Below are 24,333 nucleotides of genomic sequence, written 5' to 3' on the forward strand. Positions count from 1 at the left end.
GTGTACCCGATACCTGTGCATAAATGCAGACCGGCTCTGCGCCTGGCTGCCTTGCCAAGGGAGGGCACCGGGTTAGGCTCAGAGATGACCCGCCGAACGCGCGCCTTCCGCCGTAGCCGCCGTTCCCGCGCATTCGCCGTTCTCGTCAATAACAACAACAGAGAGCCGGAAAAATGAACTATCAGCACTCCCATGACCGCTCCATCGCCGATCCCGCCGGTTTCTGGGCCGAGCAGGCACGCGCGGTGAACTGGTTCCGCCATCCCACGGAAACGCTCCGCCCCCTGCCCGACGGCACGCATCAGTGGTTCGCCGACGGCCAGCTGAACAGCTGCTACCTGGCCCTGGACCAGCAGATCGAGCAGGGTCGCGGCGAGCAGACGGCGCTGATCTACGACTCGCCGGTCACCAACCGCAAGGCCCGCTACAGCTACCGCGAGCTGCGCGACGAGGTGGCCCGCCTGGCCGGCGCGCTGCGCGAGCTGGGCGTGGAAAAGGGCGACCGGGTGATCATCTATATGCCGATGGTGCCGCAGGCGGCCATGGCCATGCTCGCCTGCGCGCGGATCGGCGCGGTGCATTCGGTGGTGTTCGGCGGCTTCGCTCCCCACGAGCTGGCGCTGCGCATCGACGACGCCAAGCCCAGGCTGCTGCTCACCGCCTCCTGCGGCCTGGAGTTCGAGCGGGTCATCGAATACAAGCCGCTGGTCGACAAGGCCCTGGAGCTGGCCGGCCACCAGCCCGAGCACGTGCTGGTGCTGAAGCGGCCACAGGCGCCGGTCACGCTGGTTCCCGGGCGCGACCTGGACTGGCACGCCCTCGTCCCGCTGGCCGATCCGGTGGAGCCCGTGCCGGTCGACAGCGGCGATCCGCTGTACATCATGTACACCTCCGGCACCACCGGAAAACCCAAGGGCATCGTCCGCGACAACGGCGGCAATGCGGTCGCCCTCAAATTCGCCATGCGCCACATCTACGACATGCAGGCCGGCGACGTCTGGTGGGGCATCTCCGACGTCGGCTGGGTGGTCGGCCATTCGCTGATCGTCTACGGCCCGCTGATGGCCGGCTGCACCACCGTGCTCTATGAAGGCAAGCCGATCCGCACGCCCGACGCCGGCGCCTACTGGCGGGTGATCGAGGAGTACGGCGTCAACGGCCTGTTCTGCGCACCGACGGCGATCCGCGCCATGCGCAAGGAAGACCCCGCGGGCGAGCTGGGCAGGCGCCACGACCTGGGTTCGCTCAAGCAGCTGTTCCTGGCCGGCGAGAAGCTCGATTCCAGCACCCACCAGTGGCTGGCGGAGCTGACCGGCAAACCGGTGCACGACCACTGGTGGCAGACGGAAACCGGCTGGCCGGTCACCGCCCCCTGCACCGGGCTGGAGGGCTGCATCTCGCGGCCCGGATCGAGCAACCGCGCGGTGCCCGGCTACCGGGTCGCGGTGCTGGACGAACAGGGCCAGCCGCTCGGGCCGAACCGCCAGGGCGCGATCGTCATCGCCCTGCCCCTGCCGCCCGGCTGCGCGCAGACCCTGTGGAACGACCACGCGCGCTACCTGCAGTCCTACCTCGCCGCCTACCCCGACTACTACCACACCGGCGACGGCGGCTATCTCGACGAGGAGGGCTTCGTCCACATCATGGGTCGCACCGACGATGTGATCAACGTGGCCGGCCACCGCCTCTCCACGGGGGAGATGGAGGACCTGGTGGCCCAGCATCCGGCGGTGGCCGAGTGCGCGGTGATCGGCGTGCCCGATGCGATCAAGGGCCAGGTGCCGCTGGGGCTGATCGTTCTCAAGGACGGCGCGCGGATCGCCGAGCAGCAGTTGCAGCGCGAACTGACGGCCATGATCCGCGAGCAGATCGGCGCGCTGGCCTGCTTCCAGCGGATCGCACTGGTCAAGCGCCTGCCGAAGACCCGCTCGGGCAAGATCCTCAGGGCGGTGCTGCGCAAGCTCGCCAACGGCGAGGAGGTCGCCATCCCCTCGACCATCGACGACCCCGCCATCCTCGGCGAGATCGGCGCCACCCTGGCGCTGTATACGCGCGCCAGCTGAAGCCGGCGTTCCCGCTGCCGCTGATGCCTTTCGAGGTTTCGACAGCAGCGGGCGCCTCCGGCGATGTCGCCTCGCCGAGCGCAGGAATCGCCTGCCGCCTGCCGCGCTGTTCCCTATGCCCCCATCAAAAGCAAGCCTTCATTGTTGCACTCAAGTACAAAGTTAAGTTCATTATTTCCTATTGTTTACATATATAAAAATAACTAGATTTGTTGCGGTTTTATTTCAAGACAATGGATTCCCGACTCGAAAGCGTTCTTCGGCGCAGCCTGTGGAAACCCGCGCGGCGGCGCGGCGGTCCTATCGATGTCGGCGCCTGCGGCCGCGGAAAGGACGGGAAATACCGTGCCCCAGCCGCTCCGGTTCCTGCCGTATCGCCCGCACCAGAGCGCCGACTGCGCGAGCCGGCCTCGGCAAGGCAAAAAACGGAAGGCTCTTTCGGCTCGACAGTTCATTCGCATGCATGGGCCGGCAGGAACGGACGCCCCGTCTCGATATGCAGATGAACAAGGCGTCCGGCGCCCCACCGGAAGGCCCGATCCCTTATTAGCGTCAAACATTTGGTTTTTTATATACAGGAGAAAGCGAGAAGACGCCGCGGAAGATGCTCCGGCATATTTCCCGGGGACGCTCTCGCACAGCGAAGATGAACCGATCGTTTTCCAATCTAGGTCTGTTGCTGGGCATTGCCGGTGGACTGTTCGTCGAAGAGGCCGGCGCGGAGTTCCTGAAGGACAGCAAGGCCACGCTCACCTTGCGCAACTATTACCTCAACCAGGACACCCGCAATGCGGACGCTCCCCGGCTCGATCAATGGGGCCAGGGCTTCCTGCTCGACTTCAAGTCCGGCTACACCGAAGGCCCGGTGGGCTTCGGCCTGGATGTGCTGGGCACCTATGCCATCCGCCTGGACGACGGCGGCCGTGCGGGCAAGACGGACATCGACCGGGCGCCGGGCACCGGCGGCATGTTCCCGCTGGAAAGCAACGGCAAGTCGAAACGCGACTTCGGCCGTGTCGGCGTGACCGGCAAGATGCGCTACTCGAAAACCGAGCTGCATGTCGGCACCCTGCAACCCAAGTTGCCGGTGGTGACCTACAACGACGGTCGCCTGCTGCCGCAGACCTACGAGGGCTATCAGGTCACCTCCCGGGAAATAAAGGACCTGACCTTCGTCGCCGGCAAGCTCGAACACTCCACCGAGCGCAACTCCAGCAACAGCGACAGCCTGTCGATACAGGGCTCGAACAACCGCAAGACCGGCCAGTTCAGCAATCAGTTCCTGTATGGCGGCTTCGACTACCGGCTCAACAAGGACCTGGTCGTCAGCTATTACTTCGGCAAGCTGCAGGACTTCTACAAGCAGCACTTCGTCGGCCTGGTCCACAACCTGGCCTTGCCGGTCGGCGCCCTGAAGACCGACCTGCGCTACTACGACAGCTCTTCCACGGGCGCCAACGCCTCCGCCTCCGGCCGGGCCAACGGCTATCGCGCGCAGGGCTGGTGGTCCGGCAACGACGCCGACCGCTACGAAGTGGACAACAAGCTGTGGAGCGCCCTGTTCACCTACAGCCTGGCCGGACACGCGATCAAGGCCGGCTATCAGAAAGTCACCGGCCACAGCGACTTCCCCAGCCTGGCCCCCGACTCCGGCACGGGCCGCTCGCTCTACCTGATCACCAATACCAACATCCAGGCGGCGAAGTTCGCCAGTGCGGGCGAGCAGACCTGGGTGTTCGGCTATGCCTACGACTTCGGCCAGATCGGCATTCCCGGCCTGTCGCTCAGCACCACCTACTACAGCGGCAGCGACATCGACGACACCGTCGATGGCCGCCGGGGCAACAGCGAGGAATGGGCGCGCGACCTCACCCTCGGCTACAAGGTGCAGAACGGCCCGCTCAAGGGGCTGGGCATCGACTGGCGCAACGGCACCTGGCGCGGCAACGATTCGGGCACCGTCGATCGCGACGAAAACCGCCTGATGCTGAGCTACAGCATCCCGCTGCTCTGACCACCCCGTCTTCGATACTCGTCTATCCTCTCTTCCCGACGCCTGCGCGTCGGTCGCACGGGCGGTCGGGAAGCGGCTAACCAGGCAATCCCCGGCCCTGCCGGGGAGACCGACTGCCGTCGTCGGTCAAAGCCCCGCCCTGCCGTGTGAGGCGGCATCCCATGCCCCCTGCGTCATCGTGGCGCGGCCCGATCGTCCGGCCGGCAAGATAAGAGTAATTATCTTTTGTACCCCTTTTCTTGTTCTACGGTTACGATAGCCTCCTAGCGAACTACCAAGGTGACGGACAAGCCTGCGGCCCTTGTCGACAAGGCCAAGGCGAAGCCACCCTGGCTCCGATTGTCCCGGCAGCGACACCCCATCCTGCCCTCACGCAGATATCCGGCCCCATGCACCCTATCGTCTCCAGCGCTCAGCCAACCCGAACACTCCCACGCCGCCTGCCTGCCGCCCTGCTGCTCTGCAGCCTGCTGCTGGCCCCCGCGGTCCAGGCCGTCGAGCCGGCATCATCCGGGGCAGCGCCCGCCGCTCCGGCAGCGGCGCCCGCGGCGACGGCGCCGGCAGCGGTTCCGGCGCCGGGCACTCCTCCGGCCGTCCCGGGCGCAGCGCCCGCGGCCCAGCCCGCCCCCGAGGCCGGCGCTGCGGCGCCCGCCAGCGCCGACCCGGCCGCCGCCCCCGTCGAGGAAGCCCAGGCCGAGGCCGGCCTGCCCCATGACCTCTCGCCCTGGGGCATGTACCTGAACGCCGACATCGTGGTGAAAGGCGTGATGATCGGCCTGCTGCTGGCCTCGGTGGCCACCTGGACCATCTGGCTGGCCAAGGGCCTGGAGCTGCTCGGCGCGCGCCGCCGCCTGCGTGGCGAGCTGGCCGACCTCAAGGGCCTGCGCACCCTCGACCAGGCCGCCGCGCTGCCGCGCGCCAGCCACTGCCTCAGCGCCCAGCTGATCGAGGACGCCCGCGAAGAGCTGCAGCTTTCCGCCGGCACCGTCGACAAGGACGGCATCAAGGAGCGCGTCAGCTTCCGCCTCGAGCGCCTGGTCGCCGCCAGCGGCCGCAAGATGAGCGTGGGCACCGGGGTGCTCGCCACCATCGGCTCCGTCTCGCCCTTCGTCGGCCTGTTCGGCACCGTCTGGGGCATCATGAACAGCTTCATCGGCATCGCCAAATCGCAGACCACCAACCTCGCGGTGGTCGCTCCCGGCATCGCCGAGGCCCTGCTGGCCACGGCCATCGGCCTGGTCGCGGCGATTCCGGCGGTGGTCATCTACAACGTCTTCGCCCGTTCCATCGCCGCCTACAAGGCGCAGGTCGCCGACCTCTCGTCGCAGGTGCTGCTGCTGGTCAGCCGCGACCTCGACCAGCCCTCGGCCGCCCGTCAGAGCCAGGCCCAGGCGTCGCACAAGGCGACAGTGGAGTAAGCCGCCATGGGAATGCACATGAACGAGGGGGGGATGACCTCCAGGAAGCCCACGACATCAACGTCACCCCTTTCATCGACGTCATGCTGGTGCTGCTGATCATCTTCATGGTCGCCGCGCCTCTGGCCACCGTGGACGTCAAGGTCGATCTGCCGGCCTCGACCGCGCAGCCGACGCCGCGACCGGAGCAGCCGATCTACCTGAGCATCAAGAAGGACCACAGCCTCTACCTCGGCAACGACCGGGTCGAGCCGGACCTGCTCGGCAGCACGCTCGACCAGCAGACCAAGGGCGACAAGGAGGAAACCATCTTCGTTCGCGGCGACGAGGACGTGGACTACGGCCAGCTGATGGAAGTCATGGATCTGCTGCGCGCCGCCGGCTACCTGAAGATCGGCCTGGTCGGCCTGGAGACAGTGGGCAAGCCATGAGCGAACAACTGCGAACCCTGCCGCGCTGGGGGCTGTGCCTGCTGCTGGTGCTCGGCGTGCACGTCGGCATAGCGCTCTGGTCGCTGTACTGGCGGCCGGAGAGCAAGCCGATCCAGTTGGCGCCGCCTCCGCCGGCCATGATGGTGGCGCTGGCGCCCGCCGCCGCTCCGGCTGCCGCGGCCGCCGCCCCGGCCGCGCCGCCTCCGCCGGAACCGGCCGCGCCGCCGGAACCGGTGGTGCAACCCAAGCCGATCGAGGCGCCCAAGCCCAAGCTGGCCCTGCCGCCGCCCAAACCCAAGCCCAAGCCGCAACCGCCCAAGCCCAAGACCGAGGCCAAGCCGCTGCAGAAGGCCGAGCCCAAGCCGGAGCAGAAGGCCGAGCAGCAGCAGGTCGCCCAGAACCAGTCGCAGAACAGCGCCCCGGCGGCCTCGAACGCCGCGCCCAGCAACGCGAAGCCGGCCGGCCAGGCGGGCAGCCCGGAGTCCTCGAACGCACTGCCCACCTGGCAGGGCATCCTGCGCGCCCACCTGAGCCGCTACAAGCGCTATCCCCCGGAGTCCCGCCGTCGCGGCGACGAAGGCACCGTCACGCTGCGCTTCAGGATCGACGGGCAGGGCCGGCTGCTGTCCTACGAGCTGGTCACCCGCTCCGGCCGTACCGCGCTGGACCAGGCCACCCTGCAGATGATCCGCCGCGCCGAGCCGCTGCCGCCGCCGCCGCCGGAACTGCTGACCAACGGCAGCCTGGAAGTGGTGGCGCCTTTCGCTTATTCGCTGCGAGACCACTGACTGCCGACCGCCGCCCCGCCGGGCGGCGGTGCCGGCTCCCGCCCCGGATTGTTCATTTTTTACACCGTTTTTATTCCACGCCCGATACGATGGCGCGTCGTCGAGACGTCCAGGTAAGGCCGCGCCACCGTGACCCTGCAAAAATTCCTGCCCGCCCTGCTGGTCAGCGTCGGCCTCACCCTGCTCATGCTGCCGATGCAAGAGGCCATCGACCTCTCCAACACGGCGCTGCTCTACGTGCTGGTCGTCGTCGTCATCGCCACCCGCTACGGCCGCGCTCCGGCGATCGCCGCGGCCGTGCTGAGCGCCCTGCTCTACGCCCACGTCTTCGTTCCGCCGCTGTTTTCCCTGGCGATCACCGAAACCCAATACCTGCTGGCGGCCGTGGTCATGCTGGTGGTGGCCCTGCTGGTCGGCCACCTCACCGCCTCCCTGAAGAGCCAGGCCGAGCAGGTGCAGGCCCGCGAAGCGCAGACCCGCGCCCTGTACGACCTGGCCCGGCACCTGACCGCCGCGCAGAAGCCGACCGAGGTGGAGGAGATCGCCAGCCGCTTTCTCGGTACCGCGCTGCAGGCCGCCCATACCCGCATCCTGCCGGAAAGCGCCCTGGCCGAGCCGCCGGCACCGCTCACCGCGGCTCTGCTGCAGTCGGCTCTGGCCGGGCGCCACCCCCTGCTCAGCGCCGGCAGCGATCCGCAGCATACCCTCGCCCTAGTCCCGCTGATCGCCAGCGGCCCGCCGTACGTGCTGGCCTGCGAGCTGCCGGCCGCCCAGGCGGGCAGCGAGGCGACCCGCGCGTTCCTAGAAACCGCCTCGTCGGTGCTGACCGTCGCCCTGGAGCGCACCCATTTCGCCGAAATCGCTCGGGAAACCGAGCTGCGCCGCGCCGCCGAGTCCCTGCGCAGCTCCATCCTCTCCGCGCTGTCCCACGACCTGCGCACGCCGCTGACGGTGATGGTCGGCCTGGCCGATAGCCTGGCCCTCGGCAAGGCCTCGCCGGAGCGGCAGAAAAACATGCTGAATGCCCTGCGCAACCAGGCCCTGTCGATCAACCAGCTGGTCACCAACCTGCTCGACATGGCCCGCCTGCGCTCCGGCACCATCGAGCTGAACGAGGCCTGGCAGCCGATCGACGAGGTCATCGGCGCCACCCTGCAACAGGTCCGTACCCACTGGAAGGACCGCGAAGTCACCCTGGACATTCCCGTCGGCCTGCCGCCGCTGCGCTTCGATGCGGTGCTGGTCGAGCGGGTGCTGTGGAACCTGCTGGAAAACGCCATCAAGTACTCGCCGGCCGATACGCCGGTGGAGCTGATGGTGCGCCGCTTCGGCGACTGGCTGGACGTGATGGTCTGCGACTGGGGGCCGGGCCTGCCGGCCGAGGGCGCCGAGGAACTGTTCGGCCTGTTCCGCCGCGGCCAGAGCGAATCGAGCATCCCCGGCGTCGGCCTCGGCCTGGCCATCGCCCGCAGCATCGCCGAGGCCCACGGCGGCCAGGTGCTGGCGGAAAACCGCATGGGCGGCGGCGCCTGCTTCCGCCTGCGTCTGCCGCTGGGCAGCGCACCCACCCTGAGCGATTTGAAGGACGAACCATGAGCGAAACCCAGACCATCCTCCTGGTGGAGGACGACCCGCAGATCCGCGAACTGGTGGCGGCCACCCTGGAAGGCGAAGGCTACACCATCATCGAGGCCGGCACCGCCGCCCAGGGCGCGGTGGAGGCCGGCGCCCGCAAGCCGGACCTGCTGGTCCTCGACCTGGGCCTGCCGGACCGCAACGGCATCAACTTCATCCGCGACTACCGGATCTGGTCGGCGGTCCCCATCCTGGTGCTCTCCGCCCGCTCCCAGGAAATCAGCAAGGTCACCGCCCTGGATGCCGGCGCCGACGACTACCTGACCAAGCCCTTCGGGGTTTCCGAGCTGCTCGCGCGGGTGCGTGCCCTGCTGCGGCGCAGCCCTTCGGAGGAGCGGGAGCAGCTGGAGCCGATCATCGAGTTCGGCGACTGCCGGATCGACTGCGTGCACCGCGCGGTCACCCGCGCCGGCGAGCCCCTGCACCTGACCGACATCCAGTACCGCCTGCTGATCCTGCTGGCCTCCAACCCTGGCCGGGTGCTCACCCATCGCCAGCTGCTGCTGCAGATCTGGGGCAGCCACGCGGTGGAGAACAACCAGTACCTGCGGATCTACGTGGGCCACCTGCGGCAGAAGATCGAGCGCATCCCCGCCCAGCCGCAGCACATCATCACCGAGATCGGCGTCGGCTACCGCTTCCAGCCCTGAGGTTCGCCGACGAAGGCCGCGATCGGCTTCCTGAAAAAGCTTGCAACGGCTTCCCGCTTGAGCCCCCCGCCCGGATCACTAGCCTGAACGCGTGACGCCGGGCCCCTCTGACGGCTGCTGCCGCCATGTCGGAGTCACCTTTCTTTCAACTTCGACTGTAAGGAGGGGCTCATGGACGCATTCATGGCGTTTGCCTCGACCACCTTTCTCGGCACATCCACCTGGTTTTGGCTGCTGTTCATCGGCATCGTCATCGCGCTGCTGGCCTTCGACCTCGGCGTGCTGCACCGCGACCATCATGAAATCGGCGTGAAGGAGAGCCTGCTGCTGTCGGCCGGCTACATCAGTGTCGGCCTGCTGTTCGGCCTCTTGGTCTGGCACTGGAAGGGCGCCGAAGCCAGCCTGGAGTACTACACCGGCTTCATGATCGAAAAGTCGCTGTCGATGGACAACGTGTTCGTCATGGCGATGATCTTCGGCTACCTGGCCATTCCGCGCAAATACCAGCATGAAGTGCTGTTCTGGGGCATCCTCGGCGTGATCGTGCTGCGCGCGCTGATGATCGGCCTGGGCGCCGCGCTGATCGCCGAATTCCACTGGATCCTCTACGTGTTCGGCCTGTTCCTGCTGCTGACCGGCCTGAAGATGCTGTTCTCCAAGATCGACGACGATCACCACCTGGAAGACAGCCGCTTCATCAAGTTCCTGCGCCGGCACCTGCGGGTCACCGACCGGCTGCACGAGGGGCGCTTCTTCGTCCGCCAGCCCAATGCCGAAGGCAAGACCGTGCTCTGGGTCACGCCGCTGCTGCTGGCGCTGCTTCTGATCGAGTGCGCCGACCTGGTGTTCGCGGTGGACAGCGTGCCGGCGATCTTCGCCATCACCCTGGACCCCTTCATCGTCTACACCTCGAACATCTTCGCCGTCCTCGGCCTGCGCGCGCTGTACTTCGCCCTGGCGGCGCTGATCCACCGCTTCGCCTACCTGAAGTACGCCCTGGCCCTGGTACTGGTGTTCATCGGTGCCAAGATCTTCCTGGTCAACATCATCGGCAAGATCCCGGCCGGCATCTCGCTCGGCGTGACCTTCGGCCTGCTGCTCGGCGGCGTCCTGGTTTCCCTGTGGAAGACCCGCAACCAGCCGGTGCTCGAGGAGTCCGGCAAGCCGCTTCACTAAAGGCCCAGCCGGCAGGGGTGCTCGAACCGGACGCCCCTGCCGGCCGCCTCCCAGGCGGCCTCAGCGCTTGGCCGGACGGCTTTGCCAGGCTTCCAGCCGAGCCACGTGCTCGGACTCCTCCTCGGCGAAGGCCTCGGCCATGCGCTTCACCTCCGGGTCCTGGGCGGTTTCGGCGATGCTCCGATAGTAGTCGCAGCTGCGCCGCTCGCCGTCCAGGGCCAGGACCAGGGCGCCGGGCACGTCCATGAAGCCGTCCACCCCGGCCCAGGCCGCCGCCTCGGGGCTGGTGCCCTCCGGCCAGTCATAATCCTCGGGGGCCAGCGTCGGCAGGTCGTGGAAACCGCCGCGCTGCATGGCCTCCTTCAGGTGCAGGCGGGAGTAGTGCGCCATCTGCCGGAAGAACTCGGCCACCTCCATGCTGCCGAGGCTCTGCATGGCCTCGGCCAGCTCCTCGTAGCGGCGCGCCGACTCCTTCTCCAACTGGATGGCATGGGCCAGGAAACGCTGGATGTCGTCCATGCTCGCCCCTCAACCGAACTTGAACAGGATGCCGAACCCGCCCCGCGGCCATTCCCAGGCCACGTTGCGGTGTTCGTCGCAGATGATCCGGCAGGTGCCGCACTCCAGGCAGCCGTCGGTGGCCAGCGCCACCGAGCCGTCGGCCTCGCGGCTGTAGCAGCCGGCGGGGCAGCAGACGGTGCATTGCTGGTTGCGGCACTTGGCGCAGACCGCGGCATCCTTGATCTGGATGTGCGGGCGGTCGGCATCGACCCGGTAGCGGTCCTGAAACAGCTTCTCTTCGATCTTCGACATGCTCTTCTCCTTACTCGACGGCGCGCCAGAACTTGAAGGCATCGGCGATCAGCCCGAACAGCGAGCGGGATGCGACGAAGCTCTTCCTGATTTCCTTCTCCTTGGTCTTCTTGTCCACCCCGTCCACGCGGATCAGGGTCTGCGCCGCCTTGGAGAGCAGGTCCGGATAGGTGGTGAAGAACTGCTTGTTCTTGTGGAAGATCTCCGGCATGCGCCGGTACTTCTTCAGGTCCTTCATGACGAAGCTGTCGTCCAGCTTCTGCTTGTAGCCGGCCAGGTTGGCGGCGCTGAACGGCTTGCCGGCGGCCTTCAGCTCGATCAGGGTCTGCGCCGCCAGCATGCCGGTGGTCATCGCCAGGTTGGAGCCTTCGCGGTGGAGACCGTTGACGAACTGCCCGGCGTCGCCGGCGATCATCCAGCCCTCGCCGTAGACCTGGGGAATGGCGTGGTAGCCGCCCTCGGGAATCAGGTGCGCGGCGTATTCCTTCATCTCGCTGCCGGCGATCAAGGGCGCGATGGAGGGATGGGCCTTCATCCGGTCGAGCAGCTCGTAGGGGGTGACCTTCTGCTCCTTGAAGTCGGAGAGCATGCAGCCGACGCCCAGGGTGATCGACTCCTTGTTGGTGTAGAGGAAGCCGGTGCCCATCATCCCGGCGCTGATCTTGCCGGCCATCTCGATGACCACGCCCTCGTCCTCGCCGATGTTGAAGCGCGCCTCGATGGTTTCCTGGGGCAGGAAGTGGATCTCCTTGACCGCCAGGGCGACGTTCTCGGGCTTGATCTCCGGCTGGAAGCCGGCCTTCACCGCCAGGCGCGAGTTCGCCCCGTCGGCGAGGATCACCGCGTCGGCGCGGATCTCGCCGCCCTGGCGGTCAGTGCGCACGCCCACCACCTTGCCGCCCTCGATCAACAGGTCGGTCACCGTGGTCTCGCAGATGGTCAGCACCCCGGCCTCGCGGGCCTTCTTGTTGAACCACTGGTCGAAGTGCACGCGGATGATGGTATAGCGGTTGTACGGCGGCTTGTTGAAGTCCTCCGAGCGGTAGTGCGTACCCATGTAGGACGCGTCGTCCATCACCCAGACGCGCTGCTCGATCAGGTGGCGCTCCAGGGGCGCGTCGTCGCGGAAGTCGGGGATGATCTTCTCGATGGCGTCCGCGTAGAGAATGGCGCCCTGTACGTTCTTCGAGCCGGGCGTTTCGCCCCGCTCGATCTGCAGCACCTTGAGCCCGCCCTTGGCCAGGGTATAGGCGGCCGCGTTGCCGGCCATGCCGGCACCGACCACGATCACGTCGAATCTTTCAGCCATGCTGTGTCTCCTTTAGCCGGTCTTTTTCGCTTGGGCCAGATGGGCCTTGAAGGCTTCGGTCAGCGCCGGGAGGACGGTCGTGGCATTGCCGACGATGCCGTAGTGGGCGAAATCGAAGATGGGCGCGTTCGGATCGGTGTTGATGGCGATGATCAGGTCCGCGCCGTCCATGCCGACGCGGTGCTGGATCGCCCCGGAGATGCCGGCGGCGATGTACAGCTTGGGCCGCACGGTCTTGCCGGACTGGCCGACCTGGCGGTCCAGCTCGGCCCAGCCGGCCTGGACCACGGGACGCGAGGCGCCCACTTCGGCGCCGAGCACCTTGGCCAGGTCCCAGACATGCCGGAAGTTCTCCTGGTTCTTCAGGCCCCGGCCGCCGGAGACGATGATGTCGGCGAACGGCAGGTTGGGCTTGTCGCGGGTATCGTCGGGGATGAACTCCAGCACCTTGGTGACGATCGAGGTTTCGATCATCGAGAACGGCACCTCGACGATCTCGCCGCTGCGGCTGGCGTCGGGCTCCGGCATGGCCATCACCCGCGGGCGCACGGTGGCCATCTGCGGCCGGTGGCGCTGGGTCATGATGGTGCAGAGCAGCGAGCCGCCGAAGGTCGGGCGGGTGGAGGCCAGGTTGCGCGTGTCGGTGTCGATGAGCAGCTCGGTGCAGTCGGCCACCAGGCCGGTGCCCAGGGTGGTGGCCACCGAGCCGGCCAGGTCGCGGCCCAGGGTGGTGGCGCCGAGCATGAGGATTTCCGGCTGGTAGCCGTTCACCAGGTCGGTGAGCGCCTTGGTGTAGGGCTCGTTGCGATAATCCCGCAGCACCTCGTCCTGGAGCAGGTAGCACTTGTCGGCGCCGAAGCGGAAGGCCTCGGCGCAGATGCCCTTGCCGCGCTCGCCGGGGCCGCAGATGACCACCCCGCAGAGTTGCACGCCCAGTGCGTTGGCCAGCTTGCGGCCTTCGCCCAAAAGCTCCCAGGACACCGGATGCACCTCGCCGCGCTCGCTCTCGATGCAGACCCAGACGTGGCGGTAATCGACGAAGCGGGGGTCCAGCTCGACCTTCTTCTTCGCCGGCTTTTTCGGTTGTTCGCTCATTTCGTGGTCCTCATACCGCCCGCTTGGCGATTTCCTGTTCCAGCTTGGGGTGCTGGGTGAACAGCTTGGCCAGCAGGGTCACGGCCAGGTTCTTCGGGTCGCTGTCGTGGACTTCGATCATCTCGGCCCGCTTGCTGCGCGGCTTGGGGGCGAAGACCTTGCTGACCACGGTGGGGCTGCCCTTGAGGCCGATCATTTCCACCGCGTCGATGCCGGCGGCCGCGCGGTCCCAGACCTTGAGCTCGTGGCGGGCGGCGCGGAACAGGTCATCCAGGTCGCCGAAGCGCATCTCGTTGGTGCCTTCGAGCATGGTGATCAGGCAGGGAGTGGAGGTCTTGAGCAGTTGCACGCCGCCCTCGGCGCGGCGCTCCACCTGGATCTCGCGCTTCGCCAGGTCCACGTCGACGATCTTCGACACGTAGGTGAGCAGCTGGAAATCCAGGCGCTTGGCGATGCCCGGCCCGACCTGGGCGGTATCGCCGTCGATGGTCTGCTTGCCGGTGAAGATCAGATCGACCGGCATGTCCTGCATGATCTGGCGGATGGTGGCGCTGAGCGCATAGGAGGTGGCCAGGGTGTCGGAGCCGGCGAAGGCCCGGTCCGAGACCAGGATGGCGTCGTCGGCACCGAAGGACAGGCACTTGCGCAGCGCCGCCTCGGCCATGGGCGGACCCATGGTGATCACGGTGACCGTGCCGCCGAACCGGTCCTTGAGGCGCAGGGCCTCTTCCAGGGCGAACAGGTCGTAGGGGTTGATGATCGCCGGGACGCCCTGGCGCATGATGGTGTTGGTGACCGGGTGCACCCGGATCTGGGCCGAGTCCGGCACCTGCTTGATACAGACGACGCTGTGCATGGGGTGGCGCTCCGAAGAGGGGGACGGATCAGACGGCCTGGTAGCGCGGCACGCTCTTGTCGATGCGGATGCACTCGACCGGGCAGTTCGACGCGCACTGGGCCTCGTCGTGGTCGCCCACGCACTCGGTGCACAGTTCGGTCTTGATGGCGTAGACGCCGTTCTTTTCGTAGATGGCGTCGTTCGGGCACTCGGATTCGCAGGCGGCGCAGGCGGTGCACTCGGAACCGTTGATCTTGTAGGGCATGGGAATTCTCCTGATGAGTATCGGCTAATTGGCTGACAGTGAAACTGCAACAGCCGTACCACGCCCAGAATCCAGGGTTTTTATATAAAATTAATATAAAATTCCTTTTAAATCAGAAACATAAAATTTGTTGTCTTTATGCACGCAAATCCCGATGAATATTTCTTTTGGTGGTCTTTGCTGCAAACAAAGATGCACTTCCACGGCGCCTCGATAAATCGGGACACATAAAACAAGGCCGGAAAGAGCGCGCAACTTCCGGTCAATCCGTTAATGTGTCGCAAAACTTATCGGCTGCTCATTCAAGGAGTCCGCATGCCCGACCTTTTCCCCGTCGCAGCCGGCAGGGGGCATTCCCATGCCGCATAGCCTGCCGCTGATCACCACCCTGGCCAGCGCGCTCGGCCTGGCCCTCGTGCTCGGCGTCATCGCCGCCCGCCTCAGGCTGCCGGCGCTGGTCGGCTACCTGCTGGCCGGCGTCATCATCGGCCCCTTCACGCCGGGCTTCGTCGCCGATCTCCACCTCGGCCAGGAACTCGCCGAGATCGGCGTGATGCTGCTGATGTTCGGCGTCGGCCTGCACTTCTCCCTCGACGACCTGCTGGAGGTGCGCAAGATCGCCCTGCCCGGCGCCGTGCTGCAGATCGCCGTGGCCACCGCCCTGGGCGCCGGCATGGCCGTCGCCTGGGGCTGGAGCCTCGGGGCGGCGCTGGTGTTCGGCCTGGCCCTGTCGGTGGCGAGCACCGTGGTGCTGCTCAGGACCCTGGAGGCGCAGGGCATCCTCGAGTCCATGAACGGGCGCATCGCGGTCGGCTGGCTGGTGGTCGAGGACCTGGCCATGGTCCTGGTCCTGGTGCTGCTGCCGCCGCTGGCCGGCATGCTGGGCGGCACGGCGGCGGACGGCGGCGACGGCAACCTGTGGAGCACCCTCGGCCTCACCCTGCTCAAGGTCTCGGCCTTCATCGCCTTGATGCTGGTGGTCGGCCGCCGGGTGTTCCCCAAGCTGCTCTGGCTGGTCGCCGGCTGCGGCTCGCGCGAGCTGTTCACCCTCTGCGTGGTGGCCGCCGCGGTGAGCATCGCCTACGGGGCGGCCGAACTGTTCGGCGTGTCCTTTGCCCTGGGCGCCTTCTTCGCCGGCATGGTGCTGCGCGAATCCGAGTTCAGCCACCGCGCCGCCGAGGAGTCGCTGCCGCTGCGCGAGGCGTTCGCCGTGCTGTTCTTCGTCTCGGTGGGCATGCTCTTCGACCCGCGGGTGCTGGTCGAGCAGCCGCTGCAGGTGCTCGCCGTGGTCGGCATCATCGTGGTCGGCAAGTCGATCGCCGCCGCCGCCCTGGTCCTGCTCCTGCGCTATCCGCTGAACACCGCGCTGATCGTCTCGGCGAGCCTGGCGCAGATCGGCGAGTTCTCCTTCATCCTCGCCGGGCTCGGGGTGAACCTGGGCCTGCTGCCGGCGGAAGGCCAGAGCCTGATCCTCGCCGGCGCGCTGATCTCGATCGCCATCAACCCGCTGGTGTTCACCCTTACCGGGCCGCTGCAGGCCTGGCTGGATGCGCACTCGAAGCTGGCGCGCCGGCTGGAGCATCCCGCCGACCCGCTGGCCGAGCTGCCGATGAGCACCCACGAGCGCTACCTGTCCGGGCAGGTCGTGCTGGTCGGCTACGGCCGCGTCGGCCGGCGCATCGCCAGGGCCCTGGCCGAGCGCGACATCCCCTACGTGGTGGCCGAGCAGAACCGCGAGCTGGTCGAGCGCCTGCGCGCCGAGGGCGCCGCCGCCGTGTCGGGCGACGCCGCGGACCCGGCGGTGCTGATCCAGGCGCACATCGCCCGCGCCAGCATGCTGGTGGTGGCGATTCCCGACACCTTCAACGTGCGGCAGATGATCGCCACCGCCCGCACCCTCAATCCGGCGATCGAGACGGTGCTGCGCACCCACAACGAGGAAGAGGCCGAGCTGCTGGAGCGGGAGGCCGCCGGGAAGATCTTCCTCGGCGAGAACGAGCTGGCCAGCGGCATGAGCTGGCATGTGCTCAAGCGCTACGGCAAAGTCCACTGAGCGGCCGCTCCGGGGCGCCGGCGATCCGCTGCGGCGCCCTCGGCAGCGACCATCCGGCGGAGCGAGGCTACCGTCGATAGATGATAGGAATTATCATCCATCCCCGCCCTTGCCGAGCCGCGTCGTTCCCCGCCGATGTCCGATCACGATTCCCCTGCCGACCTCGATCCGGCGGATCCGCCGGCACCGGGCGAGGCGCCGGAGCAGGACTTCCTGCGGGTCTTCCTGGCCCAGCGCGAGCGGATGGAAGCCCTGGTCAGCCGGCGGGTCGGCTGCCGCGCCACGGCGGCGGACCTCATCCAGGACCTGTTCCTGCGCTTCTGGAAACGCCCGCTCCGGCAGCTCGACGAGCCCGGCACCTACCTGCTGCGCAGCGCGCACAACCTGGCCATCGACCACCTGCGCGGGGAAGGCAAGCGCAACCGCTCGCTGGACAGCCTGGGACCGGAGCACGACGGCGAGAGCGCCTCGCTCGAAGCGGCGCTGCAGGCCGGCGACGAGCTGCGCCTGGTCGAGGCCGCGCTGCGTGGCCTGCCGGAGCGCACCCGGCACATCTTCCTGCTCAACCGCATCCACGGACGCACCTACGGCGAAATCGCCCAGGCCATGGCGCTGTCCCAAAGCGCCGTGGAAAAACATATGATGCGCGCCCTAGACACCTGCAAGGCGGCTCTCGAGCAGACGCCCGGCAGCTGCGACGCCACGCCAGGGAACGACCGCCGATGACCCCGCCGCCCACCTCCGCCGTGTCCACCGCCCAGGAGCAGGAAGCCTGGCGCTGGCTGCTGCAACGGCATGCCCCGGCCCCGGGCTGCGACGAACGGGCCTTCCAGCGTTGGTTGGCCGCCGATCCCGGCCATCCGGAGGCCTATGCCAAGGCCGAGGCGGTGTGGATCTGCAGCGCCGCGCCCGCCGCCCGGCTGGCCGCGCAGGAGTCGGCCGCCCTCGCCGGCTATCTGGCGCGCATGGACGCGCCCGACAGCCGGCGGCGCAGCGGCCCGGCCTGGCGCGCGCCGGCCTGGACAGTGGGCATGGCCGCCTGCCTGCTGCTGGTGCTCTGGACCGGCGGCTGGTGGCAGCCGCAGCGCTGGCTCGGCGACCTGCGCGCCGACTACGTCTCGGCCCCCGGCGAAGTCCGCGAACTGCCTCTGGCCGACGGCTCGCGCCTGGTGCTGGACGGCGACAGCGCCCTGGCGGTGCATTTCGACGGCCGGGAACGGCGGGTCGAACTGCTGCGCGGCGCCGCCTCGTTCCAGGTGGTGCGCAACGGCCTGCCCTTCGTGGTCGGCGCCGAAGGCGGCGAGGCGCGGGTGCTGGGCACCGAGTTCGAGGTCCGCCGCCTGCGCCGGGAAACCCGCGTCACCGTCGCCTCCGGCCAGGTGGCGGTGCGCGCCGGCGAAGCCGCCGAGCAGCCGCCGGCGGTCCTCCACGCCGGACAGCGCGTGGCCTTCGCCGACGGCCGCCTGGCGGCGCCCGAGGCGGTCGACAGCGGCGCCGCGCTGGCCTGGCGCCAGGGCTGGCTGGCCTTCTACCAGACCCCGCTGAGCGAGGTGCTGGAGCGCCTCGGCGACTACTATCCGGGGCGCATCGTCCTGCTCGACGCCGACCTGGCGACGCGCCGGGTGACCGGCTCCTTCCCCAGCGCCGATCCGCACGCGGTCCTGAACGCGCTGCAGGCGGTGCTCGGCTTCCGGCAGCGCGAGCTGCTCGGGCGGCTGATCGTCGTCCACTGAAAAATTTTTTCATTTTCAGGTGAGGTAATCCGGCGCGGGCTTCGTGTAGTAGTCGAATTGCGATTCATTCGCATCGAAGCAGCCCATGCGCATGAGAAGACCTCGATGACCCACCGCTCCGCTCCCCTGTCCCGCCTTTCCCGCCGGCTCCTGGCGACCGCCCTGCTGGGCCTCGGCCTGCACGGCCTGCCGATGGCCCAGGCCCAGGCCGAGACGGCGCAGGCCGCCTGGCAGGACCGCCGCCATGACTTCGCCATTGCCGCCGGCCCGCTGCCGCGCTCGCTCGGCGAGTTCAGCCGGATCACCGGCCTCAGCCTGGTCTATACCGACGAGGCGCCGTACGAGGTGCAGAGCGCGGCGCTGGAGGGCAACCTGAGCGCCGCCGCCGCCCTCGACCGGCTGCTCGCCGGCTCCGGCTACACCTGGCGCCAGCTCGACGCGCGCACCCTGACCCTGCAGCGCCTAGGCGGCGCCGACAGCGGCCCGATGACCCTGTCGAGCACCCTGGTCAGCGCCGACAGCGACCCGCAGACCAGCTACCAGCCGGAGCCGACCGCCTCGATCATGCGCAGCGACACGCCGGTGCTGGAGATTCCGCAGACGATCAACGTGGTTCCCGCCCAGGTGGTCAAGGACCAGCGCCCGCGCAACCTCGACGACGCGCTGAACAACATCAGCGGCATCACCCAGGCCAACACCCTGGGCGGTACCCAGGACGCGGTGACCAAGCGCGGCTTCGGCGACAACCGCGACGGCTCGATCATGCGCGACGGCATCCCCTCGATCCTCGGCCGCAACTTCACCGCCAGCGTCGACCACGTCGAGGTGCTCAAGGGACCGGCGAGCCTGCTGTACGGCATCCAGGACCCCGGCGGGGTGGTCAACCTGGTGAGCAAGAAGCCGGAACTCGCCCCCTACCACGCCATCAAGGCGAGCGCCAACGCCTACGCCCACGGACGCAACGGCAGCGGCGGCCAGTTCGACAGCACCGGCGCGCTGGGCGGCTTCGGGCTGGCCTACCGGCTCATCGTCGACTACGAGGACGAGGACTACTGGCGCAACTTCGGCACCAACCGCGAGACGACGGTCGCCCCCTCGCTGGCCTGGTACGGCGCGGATACCACCGTGCTGCTGAGCTACGAGCACCGCGAATACACCTACCCCTTCGACCGCGGCACGGTCATCGACCCGAACACCAGGCGGCCGCTGGACATCTCCCGGCGGCGCCGGCTGGACGAGAAGTTCAACATCACCGACGGCCGCTCCGACCTGACCCGCTTCAGCGTCGAGCATGCCTTCGACGAGCACTGGAAAGGCCACTTCGCCTACGGCTGGACCCGCGAGACCTACGACGACGACCAGGCACGGGCGACCGCGGTCAACACCGCCAAACAGACCGTGACCCGCCGCATCGACGGCACCCACGGCGCGGTCAGCACCAACAGCTTCGCCAGGCTCGGCCTGAACGGCGACTTCGAGCTGTTCGGCCTGCGCCACGAACTGATGACCGGCATCGACAGCGAGAAGCGCAAGATCTTCCGCGCCGACCTGATCCGTGGCGCCACCTCGACGCTCAGCTATACCGATCCGGCCTACGGCCGGGTCGGCGCGTCCGACAACGTCGACGCCGCGAGCAGCGACCAGACCGACAAGCTGCGCACCGACTCCGTGTATTTCCAGGACTCCATCCACCTGAACGAGCGCTGGATCCTGGTGCTCGGCACGCGCTACCAGCGCTACGACCAGTGGGCCGGCCGCGGCCGACCGTTCAAGGCCAACACCGACGTCAAGGACCACGAATGGACGCCGCGCGCCGGCCTGGTCTATCGCCTCAGCGACGAGGTTTCGCTGTACGGCAGCTACACCTACTCCTTCAAGCCCAACTCGACCATCGCGCCGCTGGCCAACGACCAGGTCCTCGACAGCGCGACCCCGCCGGAAGAGGCGCGCTCCTGGGAGCTCGGCGGCAAGCTGGAGATTCCCGGGCGGATCACCGCCAACCTGGCGCTGTTCGACATCCACAAGCGCAACGTGCTGGTCAGCCAGCTGGACGCCAACGGCGACAGCTACAGCCGCGCCGCCGGCAAGGTCCGCTCCTACGGCCTGGAGCTGGACGTGAGCGGCCAGCTCAGCGAGCGCTGGAGCCTGATCGGCAGTTACGCCTGGCTGCACGCCGAGGTGACCGAAGACCCGGAGCTGGAGGACAACCGCCTGCAGAACGTGGCCAAGACCAGCGCCTCGGCCTCGCTGGTCTACGACGCCGGCAGCCTGTTCGGCGGCGACCGGCTGCGCCTGGGCGGCGGCACCCGCTACGTGGGCAAGCGCTCGGGGGATGCGGCCAACTCCTTCACCCTGCCGTCCTACACGGTGACCGACGTGTTCGCCACCTACGACACCCGGGTCGGCGAGCACAAGCTCAACCTGCAGCTCAACGTGAAGAACCTGTTCGACAAGACCTACTACGCCTCCAGCGCCAACCAGTACTACGTGTCGCTCGGCGAGCCCCGCCAGCTCCAGCTCTCCAGCACGCTGGAGTTCTGAAGGCCGCGCGCGCCCTGTCGACGGAGTCGGACCTGCGCCGGGCAACGGACTGCAGGCCTGGCCCGACCCGCCCGTCAGCGCCGGCCGGCTCCCCTGGCGCGCCGGACCAGAATACGCCCCAGGACGAGGCCGATCGCCCCGGCCGCTCCCGAGGCGAGCAGCACCCCCAGCTTCGCGGCACTCAGCAGATGCGCATCGTCGAAGGCCAGCGTGGCGATGAAGATCGACATGGTGAAGCCGATCCCGGCCAGACAGCCGATCAGCCACATCCACGACCAGCTCATGCCTTCCGGAAAACGGCAGCCGCCCAGGCGAACCAGCAGCCAACTGCTGAGCAGGATGCCCAGCGGCTTGCCGAGGACCAGGGCCAGCGCGACGCCGAGCATCACGCTCAGGGAACCGCCACTCCCCAGTTCGACGCCATCGAGGTTCACCCCGGCATTGGCCAGCGCGAACAGCGGCATGACCCCATAGGCGACCCAGGGATGCAGCGCCATCTGCACGCGGACGACGGGGGGCAGCAGCTCGCGCTGCGCGTGGCGGAGCTGGCGCACCGGCTGCAGCAACTGGTAGGTGTCCCCGTCGCCCTGCCGCACCCGCTCGACGAAGTCTCGGATGGCACCGGTCGCCGTTTCGACGGGACGCGCGATGCTTGGCGACGAGACGACCGGCGTCATCAGCCCGAGGATCACGCCGGCCAGCGTCGGATGTGCGCCGGTCTGCAGCAGGCCGAACCAGAGCAGGGCTCCGGGGACGATGTAGGCCCAGGCCGAGCCGATGCCGATCCGCTGAAAGCCCAGCACCAGCAGGATTCCGCCCCCGGCAATCAGCAAGCCCAGCGGATCGAGCCCGCCGGAAAAGAACAGCGCAATGATCAGTACCGCGACGATGTCGTCGATGATCGCCAAGGCCAGCAGAAAGACCCGCACGGAGCCGGGAATCGCTTTGCCCAGCAGGGCCAGCACGCCCACGGCGAAGGCGATGTCGGTCGCCGTCGGCACGGCCCACCCCTGGCGCAGACCTTCCGTGCCGTTGACGGCAAGGTACAGCAGCGCCGGCATCGCCACGCCCCCGAGGGCCGCCGCCATGGGCAATACGGCCAGCCGGAGGCTGGACAGGGCTCCGTTATGGATTTCCCGGCGAATCTCCATGCCGACGACCAGGAAGAACACGCTCATCAGCGCGTCGTTGATCCAGAAGTGCAGGGACTGCGAGACGATATGCTCGCCGATCCCGACGGTGAGCGGCATGTGCCACAGATGCTCGTAGCTCGCGGCGGCCGGCGAGTTGGCCCAGAGCAGCGCGATGGCGGCAGAAATCAGCAGGACGATGCCGCTCACGGCTTCGATGTGCAGGAAACGCTCGAGCGCGTCGAACGCTTTATCGGCCAGGCGCTGCGCGGACGGCAACGCCCCGCGGGAAGGGTGTCGGTTCATGAGATCGCTCGCTCTCGGCTGTGCGGCGGCCCGACCGACACAAGAAACCTGTCCGGCTGCACCTGCAGACCCGACACCCGCCAACGACCCTACACAAACGCATCGGCGATGGGAAGGCCGGCGATCATGTCAGGACGTGTCGCCTCAGCGAGGCGCGGTCCTGTCCGTTCGAGGACGCCTCAGCTCGACTGGAACGCCTTGTCGTCCTTGCCCCAGGGGAAATCCAGGTACGACGGATTGGCGAACCATTCCAGGCCCCGGGTGGCCTCGAAGCCGATGTGCGGCATGATCTGGTCTTTCGCCATGAACCGGAGGCCCGCGCCCTGCAGGTAGTGCGTGGCGAAGCCGTTGCGGCGCAGCTGGGCCGGCAGGCAGTCCCGGTTGCGCCGGGTCAGGGTCAGCATCTCGACGCCCTTGGGCGTGCCGTTGTCGAGCTTGTCGTAATCGCCGCAGAGCATCACGTACAGGCCGCGAATGGTCTGATGGCTGTGCAGCACGTAGTCGGGCGTGTTCATGCCGCGCTCGGCCCAGGCGCTCAGCTGCGGCATCGGGTTTTCCCGGTAGCTGCTGTGCAGGGCCTGCCGGTTCGCCTCCACATAGGAGCCCGGAATGCCTTCGAGCACCACCACCAGCACGTTGCGCGCGCGTCCGGGCGCCGGCAGCAGTTTCCGCCCCTTCAGGTCGAGCCGGGTGAGCCCCGCCATCTGCGGCGGGATATCGACGCTGTGGTCTTCCAGCCATTCCGCCACGCGCGCCTGCCCTGCCCGAGGCCTGCCGCCAGCAGCTGGTGCGGCAGGTTGAACAGCCGCCACTGATCCTCCTCGCTGGGTTGCAGGTACTGCGCGCCGCCGTGGGCCGCGAGGAGCAGCACGGGCGCCAGCCAGGCATGCCGGGGCAGGTCGGGTGTGGGGCTCGAACGGCCGCTCCACTGGCCGACCAGCCAGACCGCCAGGCCGAGCGCCAGGGCGGCAGCCAGCCAGGGGTGGGCGAAACCGCCGCCGGTGGAGTTTTCCAAAAACTGCGGATCGAGCAGGTAGTGGAGGTCCGCCAGATTCGGCAGCCTGCCGACGGCGCTGACCAGTTCGGCCGTGGCCAGGGTCATCAGGCACCACAGCGACAGCATCGGCAATGCCAGCCACCACGGACGGCAGTACAGGAGCACGACCAGCACACCGCCGATGCCCAGGTCCGACAGATAGCCGAGGGGAGCGGACCAGCCGAGGGCGAGGCGCAGGCCCAGGGGAACGACCAGCACCAAGCCGAGCAAGGCGCCGAGGGAGAAACGGGGATGCTGTAACCAGCGACGCATGCAATTCACGAAAACCTGCCAGCCATCGAGTCGTCATGGGGGGCGGGGAGCAACGGCCGTAGCCTCCCGCCAAGAGCGGCCCAGCCTGTCGCGGTAGCCGGGAAGCGGCGGCGCGAGCCGTGCGAACCGCTCGCGACCGACGTAGCTCGGCTAACGCACCCCGCGCACCGGGCGATTATCCCGATGTGAAAAGATCGTGAAAAGATGTCGGACACCCGGAAAGACGAAGGCCGGACGACGCGTTGCGCTTCGTCCGGCCTTCGGGAACGGCGGCAGATTGCGGAGCGGCGGTCAGCCGGCGGCGGTCAGCTTCGCCAGGTTGACCTGCCAGACGTCCAGCTGGACCACGTGCTCGGCCTCCTCGTCGGCGAACTCGGTGGCCATCGCCTTCACTTCCGGGTCGGCGGTTTCGTCGGCGATCTTCTGGTAGTACTCGTGGCTGCGCTGCTCGCCGCGCATGGCCAGCGCCATGGCGCCGAGCACGTCGATGTCCGGGTCCACCGGACCCCAGGCGGCTTCCGGACTGGAACCGTCGGGCCAGTCGTACTCGTCGGCCGTCAGCTTCGGCAGGTCGTGGAAGCCGCCGCGCTCCATGGCCTCGCGCTGGTGCAGGCGGGAATAGTGGGACATCTGCTGGAAGAACTCCGCCACCTCGGCATTGCCGAGTTTCTGCATGGCTTCGGCCAGCTCGGCATAGCGGCGGGACGACTCCTTCTCCAGCTGGATGGCATGGGCAAGGAAACGCTGGATCTCGTTCACACCCCTT

General features: G+C 67.9%; 19 protein-coding genes and 2 pseudogenes. 12 read left to right on the forward strand and 9 right to left on the reverse strand.

Annotated elements, in window-relative coordinates; all coding sequences use genetic code 11:
- The first annotated feature begins 173 nt into the window (after positions 1-173).
- From Atro_RS09120 to Atro_RS09155, 8 genes and pseudogenes are all read left to right on the forward strand, one after another.
- Positions 174-2,063 carry a propionyl-CoA synthetase gene (locus tag Atro_RS09120; RefSeq protein ID WP_497927320.1) on the forward strand — a complete coding sequence of 630 codons (1,890 nt, stop codon included), beginning with the start codon at positions 174-176 and terminating at the stop codon, positions 2,061-2,063.
- 646 nt (positions 2,064-2,709) lie between these two features.
- On the forward strand, positions 2,710-4,077 hold the full coding sequence (locus Atro_RS09125; RefSeq protein ID WP_497927321.1) for an OprD family outer membrane porin: 1,368 nt from the start codon (positions 2,710-2,712) through the stop codon (positions 4,075-4,077).
- Positions 4,078-4,466: 389 nt separating this feature from the next.
- Positions 4,467-5,495, forward strand: a complete 1,029-nt coding sequence (exbB, locus tag Atro_RS09130; RefSeq protein WP_497927322.1) for a tonB-system energizer ExbB — start codon at positions 4,467-4,469, stop codon at positions 5,493-5,495.
- A 6-nt stretch (positions 5,496-5,501) separates the two neighbouring features.
- A pseudogene (gene exbD / locus Atro_RS09135) lies at positions 5,502-5,926 on the forward strand (TonB system transport protein ExbD).
- Positions 5,923-6,714, forward strand: coding sequence for an energy transducer TonB (locus Atro_RS09140; RefSeq protein WP_497927323.1), 792 nt, complete (start codon positions 5,923-5,925; stop codon positions 6,712-6,714). The pseudogene exbD and the gene Atro_RS09140 overlap by 4 nt, the downstream one beginning before the upstream one ends.
- 129 nt (positions 6,715-6,843) lie before the next feature.
- Positions 6,844-8,310, forward strand: a complete 1,467-nt coding sequence (locus Atro_RS09145; RefSeq protein WP_497927324.1) for a DUF4118 domain-containing protein — start codon at positions 6,844-6,846, stop codon at positions 8,308-8,310.
- Entirely contained in the window at positions 8,307-8,999 is a 693-nt protein-coding gene (locus tag Atro_RS09150) for a response regulator (protein ID WP_497927325.1), read from the forward strand. The genes Atro_RS09145 and Atro_RS09150 overlap by 4 nt, the downstream gene beginning before the upstream one ends.
- A 171-nt stretch (positions 9,000-9,170) precedes the next feature.
- A complete protein-coding gene (locus Atro_RS09155; RefSeq protein WP_497927326.1) occupies positions 9,171-10,175 on the forward strand; it encodes a TerC family protein in 1,005 nt (334 codons plus the stop codon).
- A 60-nt stretch (positions 10,176-10,235) separates the two neighbouring features.
- On the opposite strand, the gene Atro_RS09160 is transcribed toward Atro_RS09155, so the two are convergent.
- The 6 genes from Atro_RS09160 to Atro_RS09185 are packed head-to-tail and all read right to left on the reverse strand — an operon-like array spanning position 10,236 to position 14,495.
- On the reverse strand, positions 10,236-10,694 hold the full coding sequence (locus Atro_RS09160) for a ferritin-like domain-containing protein (protein WP_497927327.1): 459 nt from the start codon (positions 10,692-10,694) through the stop codon (positions 10,236-10,238).
- A gap of 9 nt (positions 10,695-10,703) precedes the next feature.
- Complete coding sequence (locus Atro_RS09165; protein ID WP_497927328.1) at positions 10,704-10,988, reverse strand: ferredoxin family protein; 285 nt, start codon at positions 10,986-10,988, stop codon at positions 10,704-10,706.
- Between the two features lie 10 nt (positions 10,989-10,998).
- Positions 10,999-12,297: an FAD-dependent oxidoreductase gene (locus tag Atro_RS09170; protein WP_039805785.1), complete on the reverse strand. Its 1,299-nt coding sequence runs from the start codon at positions 12,295-12,297 to the stop codon at positions 10,999-11,001.
- A 12-nt stretch (positions 12,298-12,309) separates the two neighbouring features.
- On the reverse strand, positions 12,310-13,392 hold the full coding sequence (locus Atro_RS09175; RefSeq protein WP_497927329.1) for an electron transfer flavoprotein subunit alpha/FixB family protein: 1,083 nt from the start codon (positions 13,390-13,392) through the stop codon (positions 12,310-12,312).
- Between the two features lie 10 nt (positions 13,393-13,402).
- Positions 13,403-14,248, reverse strand: coding sequence for an electron transfer flavoprotein subunit beta/FixA family protein (locus Atro_RS09180; RefSeq protein WP_497927330.1), 846 nt, complete (start codon positions 14,246-14,248; stop codon positions 13,403-13,405).
- A 28-nt stretch (positions 14,249-14,276) separates the two neighbouring features.
- The gene (locus Atro_RS09185) at positions 14,277-14,495 is read right to left on the reverse strand and encodes a 4Fe-4S binding protein (protein WP_497927331.1); all 219 of its coding nucleotides are present in this window, start codon (positions 14,493-14,495) and stop codon (positions 14,277-14,279) included.
- A gap of 358 nt (positions 14,496-14,853) precedes the next feature.
- Here Atro_RS09185 and Atro_RS09190 point away from each other — a divergent pair, with 358 nt between their 5' ends.
- From Atro_RS09190 to Atro_RS09205, 4 genes are all read left to right on the forward strand, one after another.
- Positions 14,854-16,548, forward strand: a complete 1,695-nt coding sequence (locus tag Atro_RS09190; RefSeq protein WP_497927332.1) for a cation:proton antiporter domain-containing protein — start codon at positions 14,854-14,856, stop codon at positions 16,546-16,548.
- 135 nt (positions 16,549-16,683) lie between these two features.
- The gene (locus tag Atro_RS09195) at positions 16,684-17,274 is read left to right on the forward strand and encodes an RNA polymerase sigma factor (protein ID WP_497927333.1); all 591 of its coding nucleotides are present in this window, start codon (positions 16,684-16,686) and stop codon (positions 17,272-17,274) included.
- Complete coding sequence (locus Atro_RS09200) at positions 17,271-18,281, forward strand: FecR family protein (protein ID WP_497927334.1); 1,011 nt, start codon at positions 17,271-17,273, stop codon at positions 18,279-18,281. The genes Atro_RS09195 and Atro_RS09200 overlap by 4 nt, the downstream gene beginning before the upstream one ends.
- 105 nt (positions 18,282-18,386) lie before the next feature.
- Complete coding sequence (locus tag Atro_RS09205; RefSeq protein WP_497927335.1) at positions 18,387-20,822, forward strand: TonB-dependent siderophore receptor; 2,436 nt, start codon at positions 18,387-18,389, stop codon at positions 20,820-20,822.
- 74 nt (positions 20,823-20,896) lie between these two features.
- Here Atro_RS09205 and nhaA read toward each other — a convergent pair whose 3' ends face one another.
- From nhaA to Atro_RS09220, 3 genes and pseudogenes are all read right to left on the reverse strand, one after another.
- Entirely contained in the window at positions 20,897-22,258 is a 1,362-nt protein-coding gene (gene nhaA, locus Atro_RS09210) for a Na+/H+ antiporter NhaA (protein WP_497927336.1), read from the reverse strand.
- Positions 22,259-22,449: 191 nt separating this feature from the next.
- Positions 22,450-23,567, reverse strand: a pseudogene (locus tag Atro_RS09215) (sulfatase-like hydrolase/transferase); the annotation flags it as partial.
- Between the two features lie 291 nt (positions 23,568-23,858).
- Positions 23,859-24,326 carry a ferritin-like domain-containing protein gene (locus tag Atro_RS09220; protein WP_497927337.1) on the reverse strand — a complete coding sequence of 156 codons (468 nt, stop codon included), beginning with the start codon at positions 24,324-24,326 and terminating at the stop codon, positions 23,859-23,861.
- Positions 24,327-24,333 lie beyond the last annotated feature (7 nt).

The organism is Azotobacter tropicalis (assembly GCF_059739045.1).

Coding starts and splice junctions, on each gene's coding strand:
- Atro_RS09120 (WP_497927320.1), top strand. CDS start 174: ATGAACTATCAGCACTCCCATGACCGCTCCATCGCCGATCCCGCCGGT.
- Atro_RS09125 (WP_497927321.1), top strand. CDS start 2,710: ATGAACCGATCGTTTTCCAATCTAGGTCTGTTGCTGGGCATTGCCGGT.
- exbB (WP_497927322.1), top strand. CDS start 4,467: ATGCACCCTATCGTCTCCAGCGCTCAGCCAACCCGAACACTCCCACGC.
- Atro_RS09140 (WP_497927323.1), top strand. CDS start 5,923: ATGAGCGAACAACTGCGAACCCTGCCGCGCTGGGGGCTGTGCCTGCTG.
- Atro_RS09150 (WP_497927325.1), top strand. CDS start 8,307: ATGAGCGAAACCCAGACCATCCTCCTGGTGGAGGACGACCCGCAGATC.
- Atro_RS09155 (WP_497927326.1), top strand. CDS start 9,171: ATGGACGCATTCATGGCGTTTGCCTCGACCACCTTTCTCGGCACATCC.
- Atro_RS09160 (WP_497927327.1), bottom strand. CDS start 10,694: ATGGACGACATCCAGCGTTTCCTGGCCCATGCCATCCAGTTGGAGAAG.
- Atro_RS09165 (WP_497927328.1), bottom strand. CDS start 10,988: ATGTCGAAGATCGAAGAGAAGCTGTTTCAGGACCGCTACCGGGTCGAT.
- Atro_RS09170 (WP_039805785.1), bottom strand. CDS start 12,297: ATGGCTGAAAGATTCGACGTGATCGTGGTCGGTGCCGGCATGGCCGGC.
- Atro_RS09175 (WP_497927329.1), bottom strand. CDS start 13,392: ATGAGCGAACAACCGAAAAAGCCGGCGAAGAAGAAGGTCGAGCTGGAC.
- Atro_RS09180 (WP_497927330.1), bottom strand. CDS start 14,248: ATGCACAGCGTCGTCTGTATCAAGCAGGTGCCGGACTCGGCCCAGATC.
- Atro_RS09185 (WP_497927331.1), bottom strand. CDS start 14,495: ATGCCCTACAAGATCAACGGTTCCGAGTGCACCGCCTGCGCCGCCTGC.
- Atro_RS09190 (WP_497927332.1), top strand. CDS start 14,854: ATGCCGCATAGCCTGCCGCTGATCACCACCCTGGCCAGCGCGCTCGGC.
- Atro_RS09195 (WP_497927333.1), top strand. CDS start 16,684: ATGTCCGATCACGATTCCCCTGCCGACCTCGATCCGGCGGATCCGCCG.
- Atro_RS09200 (WP_497927334.1), top strand. CDS start 17,271: ATGACCCCGCCGCCCACCTCCGCCGTGTCCACCGCCCAGGAGCAGGAA.
- Atro_RS09205 (WP_497927335.1), top strand. CDS start 18,387: ATGACCCACCGCTCCGCTCCCCTGTCCCGCCTTTCCCGCCGGCTCCTG.
- nhaA (WP_497927336.1), bottom strand. CDS start 22,258: ATGAACCGACACCCTTCCCGCGGGGCGTTGCCGTCCGCGCAGCGCCTG.